This is a genomic window from bacterium, from assembly GCA_023145965.1.
Lineage (GTDB): Bacteria > UBP14 > UBA6098 > UBA6098 > UBA6098 > UBA6098.
Genome location: JAGLDC010000036.1, coordinates 13,778 through 27,765, shown reverse-complemented (window position 1 = coordinate 27,765; position 13,988 = coordinate 13,778). Strand labels below are relative to the sequence as shown.

General features: G+C 45.8%; 12 protein-coding genes. 9 read left to right on the top strand and 3 right to left on the bottom strand.

Annotated elements, in window-relative coordinates; all coding sequences use genetic code 11:
- Positions 1–372: 372 nt before the first annotated feature.
- The 3 genes from KAH81_03990 to KAH81_03980 are packed head-to-tail and all read right to left on the bottom strand — an operon-like array spanning position 373 to position 3,342.
- The gene (locus KAH81_03990) at positions 373–1,476 is read right to left on the bottom strand and encodes a CapA family protein (protein ID MCK5832814.1); all 1,104 of its coding nucleotides are present in this window, start codon (positions 1,474–1,476) and stop codon (positions 373–375) included.
- A complete protein-coding gene (locus tag KAH81_03985) occupies positions 1,463–2,203 on the bottom strand; it encodes a hypothetical protein (GenBank protein ID MCK5832813.1) in 741 nt (246 codons plus the stop codon). Before KAH81_03985 ends, KAH81_03990 begins: the two co-directional genes overlap by 14 nt.
- Positions 2,200–3,342, bottom strand: coding sequence for an aminotransferase class I/II-fold pyridoxal phosphate-dependent enzyme (locus tag KAH81_03980; GenBank protein ID MCK5832812.1), 1,143 nt, complete (start codon positions 3,340–3,342; stop codon positions 2,200–2,202). Before KAH81_03980 ends, KAH81_03985 begins: the two co-directional genes overlap by 4 nt.
- Positions 3,343–3,978: 636 nt before the next feature.
- Between KAH81_03980 and rplM the strand changes: the two genes are divergently transcribed.
- The 9 genes from rplM to KAH81_03935 all read left to right on the top strand — a co-directional run bounded on the left by rplM (position 3,979) and on the right by KAH81_03935 (position 13,981).
- Positions 3,979–4,410 (top strand): 50S ribosomal protein L13, encoded by a 432-nt coding sequence (gene rplM, locus KAH81_03975; protein ID MCK5832811.1) that lies wholly within the window; start codon positions 3,979–3,981, stop codon positions 4,408–4,410.
- The gene (gene rpsI / locus KAH81_03970) at positions 4,407–4,817 is read left to right on the top strand and encodes a 30S ribosomal protein S9 (protein MCK5832810.1); all 411 of its coding nucleotides are present in this window, start codon (positions 4,407–4,409) and stop codon (positions 4,815–4,817) included. Before rplM ends, rpsI begins: the two co-directional genes overlap by 4 nt.
- Before the next feature lie 101 nt (positions 4,818–4,918).
- Positions 4,919–5,668 carry a 30S ribosomal protein S2 gene (gene rpsB / locus KAH81_03965; GenBank protein MCK5832809.1) on the top strand — a complete coding sequence of 250 codons (750 nt, stop codon included), beginning with the start codon at positions 4,919–4,921 and terminating at the stop codon, positions 5,666–5,668.
- A gap of 87 nt (positions 5,669–5,755) precedes the next feature.
- Complete coding sequence (tsf, locus tag KAH81_03960; GenBank protein ID MCK5832808.1) at positions 5,756–6,352, top strand: translation elongation factor Ts; 597 nt, start codon at positions 5,756–5,758, stop codon at positions 6,350–6,352.
- A gap of 16 nt (positions 6,353–6,368) precedes the next feature.
- Complete coding sequence (locus KAH81_03955; GenBank protein MCK5832807.1) at positions 6,369–7,109, top strand: UMP kinase; 741 nt, start codon at positions 6,369–6,371, stop codon at positions 7,107–7,109.
- Positions 7,099–7,656, top strand: a complete 558-nt coding sequence (gene frr, locus KAH81_03950; protein ID MCK5832806.1) for a ribosome recycling factor — start codon at positions 7,099–7,101, stop codon at positions 7,654–7,656. Before KAH81_03955 ends, frr begins: the two co-directional genes overlap by 11 nt.
- Before the next feature lie 600 nt (positions 7,657–8,256).
- A complete protein-coding gene (locus KAH81_03945) occupies positions 8,257–10,278 on the top strand; it encodes a CotH kinase family protein (GenBank protein MCK5832805.1) in 2,022 nt (673 codons plus the stop codon).
- 20 nt (positions 10,279–10,298) lie between these two features.
- Entirely contained in the window at positions 10,299–12,314 is a 2,016-nt protein-coding gene (locus KAH81_03940; GenBank protein ID MCK5832804.1) for a CotH kinase family protein, read from the top strand.
- Between the two features lie 23 nt (positions 12,315–12,337).
- Complete coding sequence (locus tag KAH81_03935; GenBank protein ID MCK5832803.1) at positions 12,338–13,981, top strand: DUF1566 domain-containing protein; 1,644 nt, start codon at positions 12,338–12,340, stop codon at positions 13,979–13,981.
- The last annotated feature ends 7 nt before the right edge of the window (positions 13,982–13,988 follow it).

Here is a 13,988-nt window from a genome sequence, read left to right as displayed (position 1 = left end):
AATAAATATGGCACCGATTTGCGGCGCTTACAAGTTAAGTAGAATATTTATGTTTCCGTTATTGTCAAGATATTTTTCTAAAATTTTATTTTGAATTAGGGAGCATCTTTATCTTCAAATCGGCTTTCAGTATAGTCTGTGGCAATAATTGTTTGCTAATAAATATTCTATTTTATCTAGCAATCCTACTGCCTTGCGAAACAAGTAGAATAGTTATGAGGATTTCCTGGAAGACTAGTGGCTAGCTTCAAATAATGTTTGTCGAGTCGTATGAACGCTGTCACGAAATTTGCAATTCAGGCAAATTTTGCGCCAACCCCTTTCTCACGCGCCAGCGTCTTTTGTTCCAGTTCGCGCTTTTTTTGTCACAAATTATCTAGGTTTCACATCGATCTTGTTTTCGGTTTCATTTGCCCAATTTACTTCGGTGGAGAATTTGAGTTGGCATTCTTGAAGATAACCGAAATAGATGTTTTTATAGGGCGATGTTGCCGGACGCGGTTGTTTTGGTGTTGTGAGGAGTTCGACGGGCGAGATTTTTACATGTTCGATTTTATTGCCTTCAAATTCGATTTCGAGTATTCCGGTGAGATTATTCATCAAATCGCGCTGATCGAAGACAAAATTACCCAGAGAGTAGGCAATCAGACGGTCGCCATAGAACTCGACTGCTTGCCAGGAATGCGAATGATGTCCGAGAACGACATCTACTCCAGAATCGACTAGAGCATGGCCGAGAGCGATTTGCCTTTCGGTTGGATAAAGGAAATACTCTTCGCCCCAGTGAATATTGACAATCAATATATCGCAATTCATTTTTGTTTTGGATATTGCCTCGAACACGAACGGATCGTGTGCTGGGGCACATGAGGGTTTATTTTTTCCTATGTAGTTTGTTCGGGTATCGTTAAAACCGAGAAAACCCAATCTGATTCCTTTTACATTGATGAATTTTGGCTCGAGTGATTCGGCGAGGTTTCGTCCTCCTCCAACTAGTTTGATATTGGAGTGCTCGAATCTATCGAGACAATCGCAAAAGCAAGAGAGTCCGTAATCAAAAGCGTGATTGTTAGCGATATTTAGAACGTCGAAACCGGCATCTTCGAGGACAGCAATCATTTCGGTATCCGCCCTAAAAACATATTTTTTATCTATTGCCGCTCCGATATTGCTTATTGGGCTTTCAAGATTTCCTGTTAAAATATCGGCTGACTCTAATGAGTGAATAACAGAACTTAAAGGCCTATAATAATTTGTAGTATCGATATGTCTGGCCACTCCTCGCGCGAACATCATGTCGCCAACTGCGAACAATTTTAATTTGGGTTGTTGCTCTATCCATGGGCAGTCGATACATATGTTCGAATGGCTCTTTTGCTCAGTCGATTTACATGAAAGGGAGATAAATGTTAGAATCAGCAGAAGTAAAATTAAACGGTTTGCGGATTTTTTTATCTTTCGGTTATGGATAGACATATCTGAACTCGACCATTGAAAAACTCCCTTTACCGACATCATAAGTCGCTTGAGTTTCATCGTCGTAGCCCTTGAATGTCTGTAAAAGCGGGAAACGATAGGCAAGAGTGATTTCGCCATAGTCACCGGGGGAGAATGTCCAATATGGTGATAGAGTTAGGACATTCCCGTCATAATAGTCCCAAGATATGCCGCTTTGTTGATATGTTCTGCCAATTTCGAGTTTGGCATAGGTTATCCAGTCTAGAGAAACACCCGTGCCCGATAATCCTTCGATGGGTATTCCTAGGTCGATACCGGTGATATGGGCATATCCTTCTCCTTTAACAGGATACACCTTACCACGCATGAATCTATAATGAACTCCGGCATGAACCGGAGGGATATGTGCCTCAAAGGAAACGGAAGCATCGCCGAGAGCCACCCAATCGTCGGTGAAAGGGAACATGCCCATCAGTCTGATAGGGAAAGCGAACCAACCTCCACGAAATGAAATGGTTGGAGTGAAGCGAAAACCCATTTCCGGTATAGGTATCCAGGCTACATCGCCGCCGGCTGAATCCAATGGGAAAACGACAAGCGGGAAATGAATTAGTATCTCACCGCGAAATATTTTATCCTGAAGTTCTTCAGCAACGGCTGCTTGAAGCGAATCGCGATTTACCCCACCATAAATAGGTAAAGCGGCGATAAAGGCAAAACAAATTAGAAGAAAGACCTTTCTCATAACTTCAATTCTCTCAAGCGTTCTATTCCCAGCTCTATATCATAATCTGGGATTGTGAGTGAAAATCGAATATAGCCCTCGCCACCATTTCCCATAGCAGATCCAGGGAGCGTAACGACACCGCATTCGTCGATGAGGCGCTTTGAGAACTCTGCACTGGTTTCTTTTGTAGGCACCTTCGTCCATATATAAAAAGTTGCTTTGCTCGGATACACTTTCCATCCAAGGGAAACAAGAGCCTCTCTTAAAGTTGCTACTCGTTTATTGTATATTTTTCTTACCGGTGGAATGAAGCTGTCAAAATTATCGAGAGCAGCTCGTGCGGCATCCTGAATTGGACGGAAAACACCTGAGTCGATGTTCTTTTTTAATGCACCGAGAGCCGCTATCGCATCGGCGTTACCAGCTGCAAATCCAACACGCCAACCGCACATTGAAAACGGTTTGCTAAGTGAATGAATCTCGAGAGCAACATCTTTACCGCCTACTGCTAGTGGCCCGGAGGGTTTTTCACCTGAAAAAATTTCGGAATAAGCGGCATCGTTAACAAGAAGATATCCGTTTTTTCTTGCGTGTTCGATGGCCTCTACCCAGAATGCCTCTGGTGCGGTTTGCGCTGTTGGGTTGTTTGGATAGTTTAACCAGACAAGCTTTGTTTTTGGAGGTATTTCATCGAGAGAAGGGAGAAAGCCATTTTTCTCGCTAAGCCTTATTGGAATTGCTTTAGCGCCAGCGAAAACTATGCCTGCTTTATAAACAGGGTATCCCGGATCGGGGTAACATGCGATATCTCCCGGATTAAGTATGGCTAGCGGAAGATGTGCTACTCCTTCTTTCGAGCCTATAAGGGCTAATATCTCGTTATCCGGGTTAAGTTTAACTCTCCAGCGATTGAGGATATAGGTTGCCGCCGAGCGTCTGAAATTTTCCTCTCCGCAATAACTAGGGTATTTATGTGCTTCACCCGCTACGAGTCCAGCTACGAGTGCTCCCTGAATATCCTTGTATGTTTGAATATCAGGATCACCGACACCAAAATCGACAATGCGCATTCGTTTAGCGGCTTCTCGCTTAGCTTTATCAATCTCTGCAAAAGGATAGGCGAGGAACGATTCGAGTCTTCTTGAATATAGTTTCATAATGACTCAAATTAAGCACAGAGCCGAAGATAGCAAGGATAATTTTATGCGCTTCCGCTAATACCGAATGTAATTAGTGGCCCATTTTCCAAGCCGCCGGGGGGCATCGACCTTCTCGACCTTCGGTCTCGAAGGCGGCGTGAGGCTGGTCTTTTTTTTGGTTTATTCACAACCTATTTGCTCCAGCCTCACGCTTATTTCTTCATCGAATGGAAAGCGAGCTTTCCATTCGATGAAGAAATGCGATGCCCCCCGGCATTTTACGAAAGTAGAAATTGTTTTGCTGATTTGATAGGTTTGACTTCGGTTTGTTTTTGCAATTCTTAGTTGTAATGGAATTTTTCAGTGACCACAATCGATATTTTGCTAGCAATCAAATATTATTGGAAACAAGAAACACTTAGGATCTAAATTTCGCATTAATAGTCACAACTTATTTAAACAGAAGCAACACCTTAAAATGGCAAATTTAATAAGTGATTTTTTTCTGAAAAACCCTATTTTTTTTTATGCCTGAGACTTTTTTAGCTTGACTTGTCTCGATTATTCAATAAATTATGGCTTGTTTTGCGAGAGAATGCTATAGTTCTATCGCTCTTAGGAGTTAATTTGAGTTTTTTAAAAAGAGGTTAAACGATGAAATCGCTTACACCAAAGAAGGAAGCGATCGACCATAAGTGGTGGGTCATAGACGCCGATGGGCTTATCCTGGGGCGTATGGCAACCAAAGTTGCACGAATTATTCGCGGTAAGGAAAAACCCATTTATACACCCCATCTTGATACCGGTGACCATGTTATTGTAATTAATGCAGATAAGATTCGGGTTACAGGTAAAAAGCTCGAAATGAATGTGCATAAGAGCTTTAGCGGTTATCCGGGTGGTCAACGCGAGAAAAAATGGGGAGAAGTTCTTGAAAAGAATCCCGAACGACTTATCGAGCACGCTGTTAAAGGCATGTTACCGAAAAATCGTCTTGGAAGAAGGCTTTTTAAGAAACTCCATGTCTATGCCGGTCCCGAGCACCCGCACATCGCACAACAACCTACAGCGCTCACAATAGAATAGCTAAAGGAGCATCCTTGAAGAACGGAATATATGCCACCGGAAAACGCAAAGGTTCAATTGCCCGTGTCTGGATAAAACCACAATCTAAGAAATCCCAGATTGTTAATGGTAAAACCCCCACGGAGTTTTTCTGCAGAGAAGACCTTGTTATACACATGTTAGAACCGCTTCGCACAGTCGATATGGAGGATACAGTCACTGTTGAATGCTTGACAAAAGGCGGCGGAATCAGAGGGCAGGCTGGTGCAATTAGACTCGGCATCGCCAGAGCTCTTATTAAATTCGATCCGGAACTCAGATCTGCTCTTAAAAAAGGGGGGTATCTTACAAGAGATGCTCGTAAGGTCGAGCGTAAAAAGTATGGTCGTCCGAAGGCGCGCAAGCGTTTCCAATTCTCGAAGAGATAAAGGACTTTATTAATAAGTTGTAAGCCACCGGAGGGGTCCCATTATTGGGCACCGGATAACAAAGCTTGCGACCGTCGTCTAACCCCAAAAAGGAGTAAACAATGCTTCCTAATGTGACCCTTGAGGATCTGCTAGATGCAGGTGCTCACTTCGGCCATCAAACCTCCCGTTGGCACCCCAAGATGGGGAAATTCATCTTTGGCCATAAAAATGGCATTCACCTTATCGATCTGAAAAAAACCTTGTTCTGTCTGCTCGAAGCATATGAGGTAGTCCGAAGGACTGTCTCCAATAATGGCACCATCCTTTTTGTTGGAACGAAGAAACAAGCTAAGAGTATAATGAAGGAAGAAGCAGAGCGTTGTGGTATGTATTATGTCTCAGAACGCTGGCTAGGTGGGATGCTTACCAATTTCCGCACTATTCGATCTTCCGTGGATAGAATGAAACAAATTGAAAAACAACGCGAAGACGGAACTTTCGATATGCTAACTAAAAAGGAAGTTCTTGAGCTTGAAAAGGATTATGGGAGATTGTTTAAGGTTCTTGGTGGAATAAGCGATATGGACAGGACTCCCAATTTACTCTTCATCGTGGACGCTAAAAAGGAAGAGATACCTATTCGTGAAGCCAAAAAACTACATATTCCTATAGTTGCTATTTGTGATACGAACACCGATCCTGAAGACATCGATTATCCCATTCCTGCCAACGACGATGCAATTAAGTCCATAAAGCTTATTGCTGGAGCTATTGCCGATGCTGTTCGCGATGGACTTTCTGGAAGCCAGTTACTCGAGCGTATAGATGAGGAATCTCGAATTGCCGAAAGCGGCGAAGCAAAGAAATGACACCCGAAGCTATTAATAATCAAGAAAATCAAGGCAAATAGCTTATCCTTAGAGTAATAATCCAAGGAAGTTCACGAAAGGGAAGAAATGAGCAATATAGATGCGAAACAAGTTCAAACGCTACGTAAGATGACCGGTGCAGGTATGATGGACTGTAAAAATGCTCTTGTCAAGAGCGGTGGCGATGTCGAAAAAGCGGTTGAAAACTTACGCAAATCAGGGATTGCAAAAGCCGCAAAGAAACTCGGTAGAGAGGCAAATGAAGGCAGGATACACGCTTATATACATCAGGGATCGAAACTTGGAGTCCTTCTCGAGGTATTCTGTGAAACGGATTTTGTTGCCCGAACCGAGGATTTTATTGGTTTCTGTAACGATATAGCTATGCAGATAGCGGCTGAGGATCCTCTGGCCGTTTCAGTGGAACAAATCGATCCGAAAATTATCGAGAAAGAGCGCGAAATATATACTGAGCAAGCGCGCGCTACAGGCAAACCTGAAGCTATGTTCGATAGGATTGTTAACGGTAAAATAGAGAAGTTCTACGATCAGGTAGTTCTTTTACGTCAGGCTTCAATAAAGGATTCAAATAAAAAGATCGAGACTGTGCTCCAAGAGATTATTGGAAAACTTGGCGAAAATATACAGTTGGGCAGTTTCGCGCGTTTTAAGATTGGGGAATAGACTCCGTTTTTTTTAAATTATGGAAACAAAGTATAAAAGGGTTTTGCTCAAAATATCCGGAGAAGGATTACAGGGCAAAGGAAACTATGGTATAGGTTCGGGGAGAATTTCCGAGCTTGCAGATGAGATAGTTGTAGCGAAATCAACTGGAGCCGAAATTGGCCTTGTTGTTGGTGGGGGTAATATTTTTCGTGGGCTTGCCGGTACCGAACTCGGTTTCGACAGAGCGGCTGGCGATTATATGGGAATGCTTGCCACTGCTATTAATGCTCTTGCTTTGCAGGTTGTTCTTGAAAAAAAGGGATTACACACTCGTGTCCTCACAGCAATAAAGATGGATCAAGTTGCTGAGCCTTATATCAGGAGGCGCGCTGTCCACCACCTTGAAAAAGGGCGAGTGATCATTCTTGCCGGAGGGACTGGAAACCCATATTTCACGACAGACACAGCTGCAGCTCTGAGAGCTATTGAGATAGGGGCAGAAGTTGTTTTAAAAGGAACCAAGGTCGATGGAGTGTTCGACAGCGATCCTGTGAAGAGCTCAAGCGCGATAAAATTTGATCACATTAGCTATATGGATGTTATCGAAAAGGATCTGCGTGTTATGGATCACACGGCCATCGCTCTTTGTGCCGAAAACGGGCTTCCGATAGTGGTTTTTAATCTAAATACAAAAGGGAATCTTTCCCGTGTTCTATCAGGGGATGCCATTGGGACTTTAGTCTGCGGAAAAAAAGGAGGCATAAATGCTCGATAATATACTAGAAAAAACAAAGGATAGAATGTCAAAGGCGCTGGATGCAATTGCTAAGGATTTAGCTAAACTTCGCACCGGCAAGGCATCGAGTGCGATCCTTGAAGGGATAAGAGTCGATTATTATGGCACGGAGATGCCCATTAATCAGGTAGCTTCGATTGCTATCCCTGAGGCAAGACTTATTGTTATTCAGCCATGGGACAAGAATGCTATCGATCCCATAGTTCGCGCTATTAACACTTCGGATATTGATCTTCCGCCACAGAGTGACGGTAATGTTATTCGTCTTACAATACCTGCGTTAACTCAAGAACGCAGGAAAGACCTTACTAAGGTTGCCGCCAAGATTGCCGAGGAGGGAAAAGTTTCTATTCGCAACATCCGTAGGGATGCAGTAGAACATATAAAGAAAGCCCAGAAGTCTGGAGATATTCCCGAGGATAATGCCAAGCGTGGAAGTGATGAGATACAGGAGTTTACGGACGATTACTCGAATAAGATCGACGAGCTTAAGAGGAAAAAAGAGGATGAAATAATGAATATATAGCCACATAAGTGGCTTCAAGGGCGCCTAAGGGCGCCCTTTTTTTATCCTACGAAATGGCTGTCACGCTTTTTGCTAAGTCCTTGAATTATTGTAAAATGAAGGTTTATTCATATTTATTTTGATCTATCTTTTTCTATTTTTTCTTCGCCATCCCGGACGCAAAAAGCCACCCCTCCCATCTTGCCTATTGGTATATGCAAATTGGTTGTTGTTTTCCCCATTCCCGCGCCAGCCTATGAGTTATATTCTAATAGTTGTAACATATTGATTTAAATGAAGATATATAGTTAGATGGAACAGGTGTTATTATTATATAACACCTATAGCAAACTATAACACTATAACACTATATGTAATAATGTAATAGTGAGAAAAATATTAATAGTGTTATCATATTGTAACAATATTTAATGATAAAACAACATATATTAATCTAAAAAGCATATAACTGATTGTATTGTAAAGAGATAAGAATAGATAAGATAATGGCATAAATAATGCAAAAGAAAAGTGTTTTAAATATTCATGGTAAAATAAACCTTATACAGTTTAAATCGTCAAAATCATAGAAATAAAAATATAAATAATGGAGCGAATAGGATGAAGCGATTAATATTAATGACATTTGTTTTAAGTATAGTTGTATTTTCTTTGATGGCGTCTTTTTTTGGCGATACCGTCCACACCGTGCGCGTCTATTTCGACGACCCGGATTTTTGGGAAACGCTGGATTCCACGCACGAAACCGGGGATTATATCATCTGTGACGTCGTGATAGACGGGATCGATACGCTCGATAACGTGGGTATCCGTATTAAAGGCAACAGTTCGTATAACCATCCGGGTAGGAAAAAGCCGTTTCACCTAAAATTCGACGAATACATCGACGATATGGATTATCTCGGCAACGAGCGGATATCGTTCAACAATTGCTACAACGATCCGACATTTATACGCGAGAAACTCGCTACGGAGATTTTCCACGGTTTGGGCGTTCCATGTCCGAGGGCGAGCTGGTCGGTAGTCTATTACAACGACATATATTGGGGATTCTATTCGACCGTCGATCCGACGAACAAACAGGCAATGACCCGCTTTTTTGGATATAACGATGGCAACCTATACAATTGCGATAGGTTGGCTTCGCTCGAATGGCTCGGTCCGGGCGTTGCCCCGTATATGAGCAGATATCAAATCTCTGCCAACGAAAGCGCGGACGATTGGCTCGACCTTATCGATTTTTTGGATTTCCTCAACCATACGGACGACAGCACTTTCGCCGCAGGGATTTGCGACCGTTTCGATGCCGTCGGCTTCGCGCGTGCGTGGGCAGCGAATACTTTTCTCGTGAACCTCGACAGCTATCAAGGTTTCGGACGCAACTATTTTTTATGCTTCGATTACGACACGATCGGACGATACATCGTCTATGACCTGAATCTGGCGTTCGGAGTCTTCAACAAGTATGGTTTCGATGCCACCGAGCTTAGGGAGTTGCCTATAGACTGGTATAATTCCGGCGGACTGCCGGATTCATCCGGGCGACCGCTTGCCGAGAGGCTTTTCGATAACTGGCCGCCGTTCCGAGGACTCGTGGATTGCGCGCTGCACGAACTTCTTGAAACCACACTCGAAGCCACGACATTCGACGCCCGCGTGACTGAACTCGCCGATCTCGTCCGTCCCTTTGTATATGCCGATTTGAACAAACAATATACTAACGCCAATTTCGAGGCGAATCTCGATGACGATATTGTAGTGGGAAGCCCGCCTCATGTGAGACTTATCCCCGGTGTGCGCGATTTCACCGCCGACCGATCTTTGTATATTTCCGGTCATATCGGGCCTTGCGATGAGGTTGATGTTTCCGGTGCGATTTTGATAAACGAGGTTATGGCGGATAACGACACGACAATCGCCGACGAAATGGGCGAATTCGACGACTGGTTCGAAATCTACAACCCCGGCGATACGACGGTGGATATATCTAATTGGTGGGTTTCGGACGATGTTACCGAGCCGCGCAAGTGGAGTTTTCCGAACGGGACGACGGTTCCTTCGGACGGCTACCTTCTCGTATGGGCAGACAGCGACCCCGAACAGGGCGATTTGCACACGAGCTTCAAACTCTCCGCAGATGGCGAAGAGCTTGCCCTATCCGGCTCCGATTTTATCGGCACGGGATTATGTGACAGCGTGAGTTGGACGGTCATGCCCACCGACAGCAGTTTCGGCCGTTATCCGAACAGCGGCGCGACTTGGCAGATATGCGTCGAGGCAACTCCGGGGGCGGAGAATATCTGGGGTTCGATATTCGTTTCAAATGATGTTTTACCGGAGGTCTTTTCGCTGTTGGCATATCCGAATCCGTTCAATTCGACGGTCAAGATGCAGGTCGAATACTCATCCAGCATCGGAGCCGATGTTTCACTCGATATAAAAGTAATCGATATTTCAGGAAGACTTGTTTCGAGTATCGTATTACCGGCCTCGAAGAGTGTGGGTGTAAAGGTCGGTTCTGTGATTTGGAATCCGGGGGATTCTGTTGGTTCCGGAACATATTTTGTGAATCTTAATGTGGACAATAAATCTGTAACAGAAAAAATCGTTTATCTGAAGTAATTCAATAGAAGGAGAGATCGATGATTGAAACGAGAAAGAATAGATTACTACTTATTTTCATATTGATAGGGTTGCCGCTTCTATCTCCTCTATTCGCGGATTTTTTCAGCGATACAGTCCATACGGTGCGTGTCTATTTCGACGAACCGGATTTTTGGCCGGCGCTGGATGCGACGCACACTACCGAGGAATATATCATGTGCAGCGTCGTTTTCGACGCCGTGGATACGCTCGACAGCGTGGGCATTCGCCTTAAAGGCAACAGCTCTTATGGCCATCCCGGAAACAAAAAGCCGTTCCACTTGAAGATCGACGAATATATCGAGGACAGGGATTATCGCGGTAACGAGCGCCTTAGCTATAATAACGGTTTCAAAGACCCGACGTTCCTGCGGGAAAAGCTCGCCACGGAGATTTTCCACGGTCTCGGCGTTCCGTGTCCGAGGGCGACCTGGTCCGTTGTTTATTATAACGACGAATACTGGGGATTTTATACGACTGTCGATCCGATAAACAAGGACGCTCTCACGCGGTTCTTTGGCGAGAACGACTGCAATCTATATAAGGGCGACCCCAACGGCACTCTCGAATGGTTTGGATGGACGGTATCCGCCTATCGAACGCATTACGAGAAGGCAACTAACGAAACTGCGGACGATTGGACCGACCTAATCGAATTCTGCAATTTTCTCAACAACTCGAGCGATACGGATTTCGGCGGCATTAATGAATGGTTCGACGCTATCGGTTTCGCGAGAATGTGGGCCGCGAATACGTTTCTGGTGAACCTCGACAGCTATCAGGGCACCGGACATAATTATTATCTGTATTTTGACTCGGATACTATCGGACGATATATCGTCCAGGATGTCAATGAGGCCTTCGGGGTTTTCAGCTTTGGGATGAGCGGATCCGCAATGCGCACGATGGCTATCGATTGGATGTCATCCGATAGGCCTTTAGCGGAAAGGCTTTTCGATGATTGGACGCCGTTCGCGCGCCTTGTGGATTGCGCGATTCACGAGCTTCTCGAAACGACCCTCGAATATTCGACTTTCGCGGCACGGGTCACGGTTGTGGCCGATTTGGTTCGACCTTATGTTTATGCAGATGATAATAAAATGTTCACAAACGCCGATTTCGAGACGAATCTCGACGACGATATTGTCAGCGGTGGCGGACATCCTCCCGGAAGCTCGACTATACCCGGTTTGCGCGATTTCATTTATGACCGGGGGATTTATCTGGCGTCGGTAATTGGGCCGTGCGATCCCGTGAATGTTTCCGGCGCAGTCCTGATAAACGAGGTCATGGCGGACAACGACACGATTATCGCCGACGAGATGGGCGAATTCGACGATTGGTTCGAAATCTACAACCCCGGCGATACGACGGTGGATATATCTAATTGGTGGGTTTCGGACGATGTTACCGAGCCGCGCAAGTGGAGTTTTCCGAACGGGACGACGGTTCCTTCGGACGGCTACCTTCTCGTATGGGCGGATAGCGATCCCGAGCAGGGGGATTTGCATACGAGTTTCAAACTCTCCGCTGGTGGCGAGGAGCTTGCGTTATCCGGCTCCGATTTCATTGGAGCGCAACTGTGCGATAGCGTGAGCTGGACTGCAATGCCTACCGATAGCAGCTGGGGCCGCTACCCAAATGGTGGCGTGACGTGGCAGATTTGCTCGGTAGCTACACCGGAAGAGGAGAATATGTGGTCTGTCTCGGTCGAAGAGGCTGTAGAATTGCCGAAGGAGCTGTCAATTTCGGTTTTTCCGAATCCGTTCAATTCGGCGGTATCAATCACCGCAACGGCGGGCGCGAAAATAGAGATATTCGATGTGAATGGACGCATGGTCGATAATATTTCCGTAGGGACGACCCCATGTGCTCGCCCACAAGGGCAGGCACACGGGCCTGCCCCTACGAAGGCAATCTGGCAACCGGTCGAAAATATCACCTCCGGGGTATATCTTGTGCGGGTAAAAGCCGCGGACAATGAGGTTACGACGAGAATAGTGTATTTAAAGTAAATTTTTTACGTTAGAAGGATGAGATGAAATTAAGACATGCCTATATATTACTTCTCGCAACTTTAGCCCTAGGTTTATCCACTTTCGCGGTCACTTACCCAATCGTCGATACCGGGCAGGAGGAGTGCTACGATAATTCGAGCGTTATCTCGCCCCCATCCCCCGGCGCGGCATTCTACGGTCAGGACGCACAATATGACGGCAACGCGCCGAGCTACACTATTAGCGGCGACGGACTTACGGTCTATGACAACGTCACAGGCCTGACATGGCAACAAACCCCGGACACCGATGACGACGGCGACACGGACGCCGACGATAAACTCACCTGGACCGAGGTTCAGACCTACCCGGATGTCCTCAATGCTGCAAGCTTCGGCGGATACAGCGACTGGCGCGTGCCGACGATTAAAGAACAGTATTCGCTGATAAAGTTCAACGGGCAAGACATCAGCGGATATACCGGCTCTCTTGATGCAGTGCAGCCCTTCATCGATGACGATGTTTTCGATTTTGCATACGGCGACACTCTGGCGGGCGAAAGACCTATCGATTCGCAATACGCATCGAGTAACGTTTATAATGAATATACAATCCCCGGTGTGCCAAAACTATTCGGAGTGAACTTCGCCGATGGCCGAATCAAAGGTTATGATACCGCAATGCCGATGGGCGACAAGACCTTCACGCTTATTTGCGTACGTGGAAATGCAGACTACGGCTTGAACGATTTTTCGGATAACGGCGACGGTACTCTCACCGACAGCGCGACCGGCCTGATGTGGCAGAAAGGTCACAGCGCAGGAAGTATGAGCTGGGAAGACGCTCTCGAATACGCCGAAACGCTCACCGTGGCAGGCCATGACGACTGGCGCCTTCCGAATGCGAAGGGACTTCAGAGCATTCTCGATTATAGCCGCTCTCCCGGCACAACTGGCGCTGCTATCGACCCGATGTTCGATTGCGCCTCTATAACGAATGAAGCCGGCGCGATAGATTACCCATGGTTCTGGACCGGCACAACTCACGCGACGGTTTACGGCGGTGCTTCGGCGGCTTATATTTGCTTCGGTCGTGCCGCAGGTTGGATGCAACTTCCCGGAAGAACCTATTATTCCTATATCGATGTTCACGGTGCGGGCGCGCAGCGTAGCGACCCAAAAAGTGGCTCGCCCCTCGATTTTTATCTCGGCGTGGATTCGCTGGGCAATCCGGTCCACGGCCACGGACCGCAAGGGGATATAATCCGTGTGGAAAACTATGTCCGTTGCGTGCGCGATGTAGAATCGATTGGAATTGACGACCAGTCTAATCTACCGGAAGAATATAATATCGGCGCCTACCCGAATCCGTTCAATTCTGCGGTTAATATTTCCGTCGATTGTCATTCCAACGAAAGCGGGAATCCAGAAATTGAGATATTCGACATCGCCGGACGGCGTATAGACGTCATTGCGAGGAGGGCAACGCCCGACGCGGCAATCTCGCCTTTATCAGAAACAGATTGCCACGCCCTTCGGTCGGCAAGCGCCGACTGGCAGGCTCGCAATGACGGGGCGAGCGAATTAATTTGGACACCGGACGAAACGGTCGGATCCGGTGTATATCTTGCCCGGGTTAAAACAGGAGATATTTCTCTATCGAAGAAAATTATCTATTTAAAATAAAAAACTT

Excerpts from the sequence above, each read along its gene's own strand:
- KAH81_03980 (MCK5832812.1), bottom strand. The coding sequence starts at position 3,342 with ATGAAACTATATTCAAGAAGACTCGAATCGTTCCTCGCCTATCCTTTT.
- KAH81_03940 (MCK5832804.1), top strand. The coding sequence starts at position 10,299 with ATGATTGAAACGAGAAAGAATAGATTACTACTTATTTTCATATTGATA.
- KAH81_03945 (MCK5832805.1), top strand. The coding sequence starts at position 8,257 with ATGAAGCGATTAATATTAATGACATTTGTTTTAAGTATAGTTGTATTT.
- rpsB (MCK5832809.1), top strand. The coding sequence starts at position 4,919 with ATGCTTCCTAATGTGACCCTTGAGGATCTGCTAGATGCAGGTGCTCAC.
- KAH81_03990 (MCK5832814.1), bottom strand. The coding sequence starts at position 1,476 with ATGTCTATCCATAACCGAAAGATAAAAAAATCCGCAAACCGTTTAATT.
- rplM (MCK5832811.1), top strand. The coding sequence starts at position 3,979 with ATGAAATCGCTTACACCAAAGAAGGAAGCGATCGACCATAAGTGGTGG.
- frr (MCK5832806.1), top strand. The coding sequence starts at position 7,099 with ATGCTCGATAATATACTAGAAAAAACAAAGGATAGAATGTCAAAGGCG.
- KAH81_03935 (MCK5832803.1), top strand. The coding sequence starts at position 12,338 with ATGAAATTAAGACATGCCTATATATTACTTCTCGCAACTTTAGCCCTA.
- tsf (MCK5832808.1), top strand. The coding sequence starts at position 5,756 with ATGAGCAATATAGATGCGAAACAAGTTCAAACGCTACGTAAGATGACC.
- KAH81_03985 (MCK5832813.1), bottom strand. The coding sequence starts at position 2,203 with ATGAGAAAGGTCTTTCTTCTAATTTGTTTTGCCTTTATCGCCGCTTTA.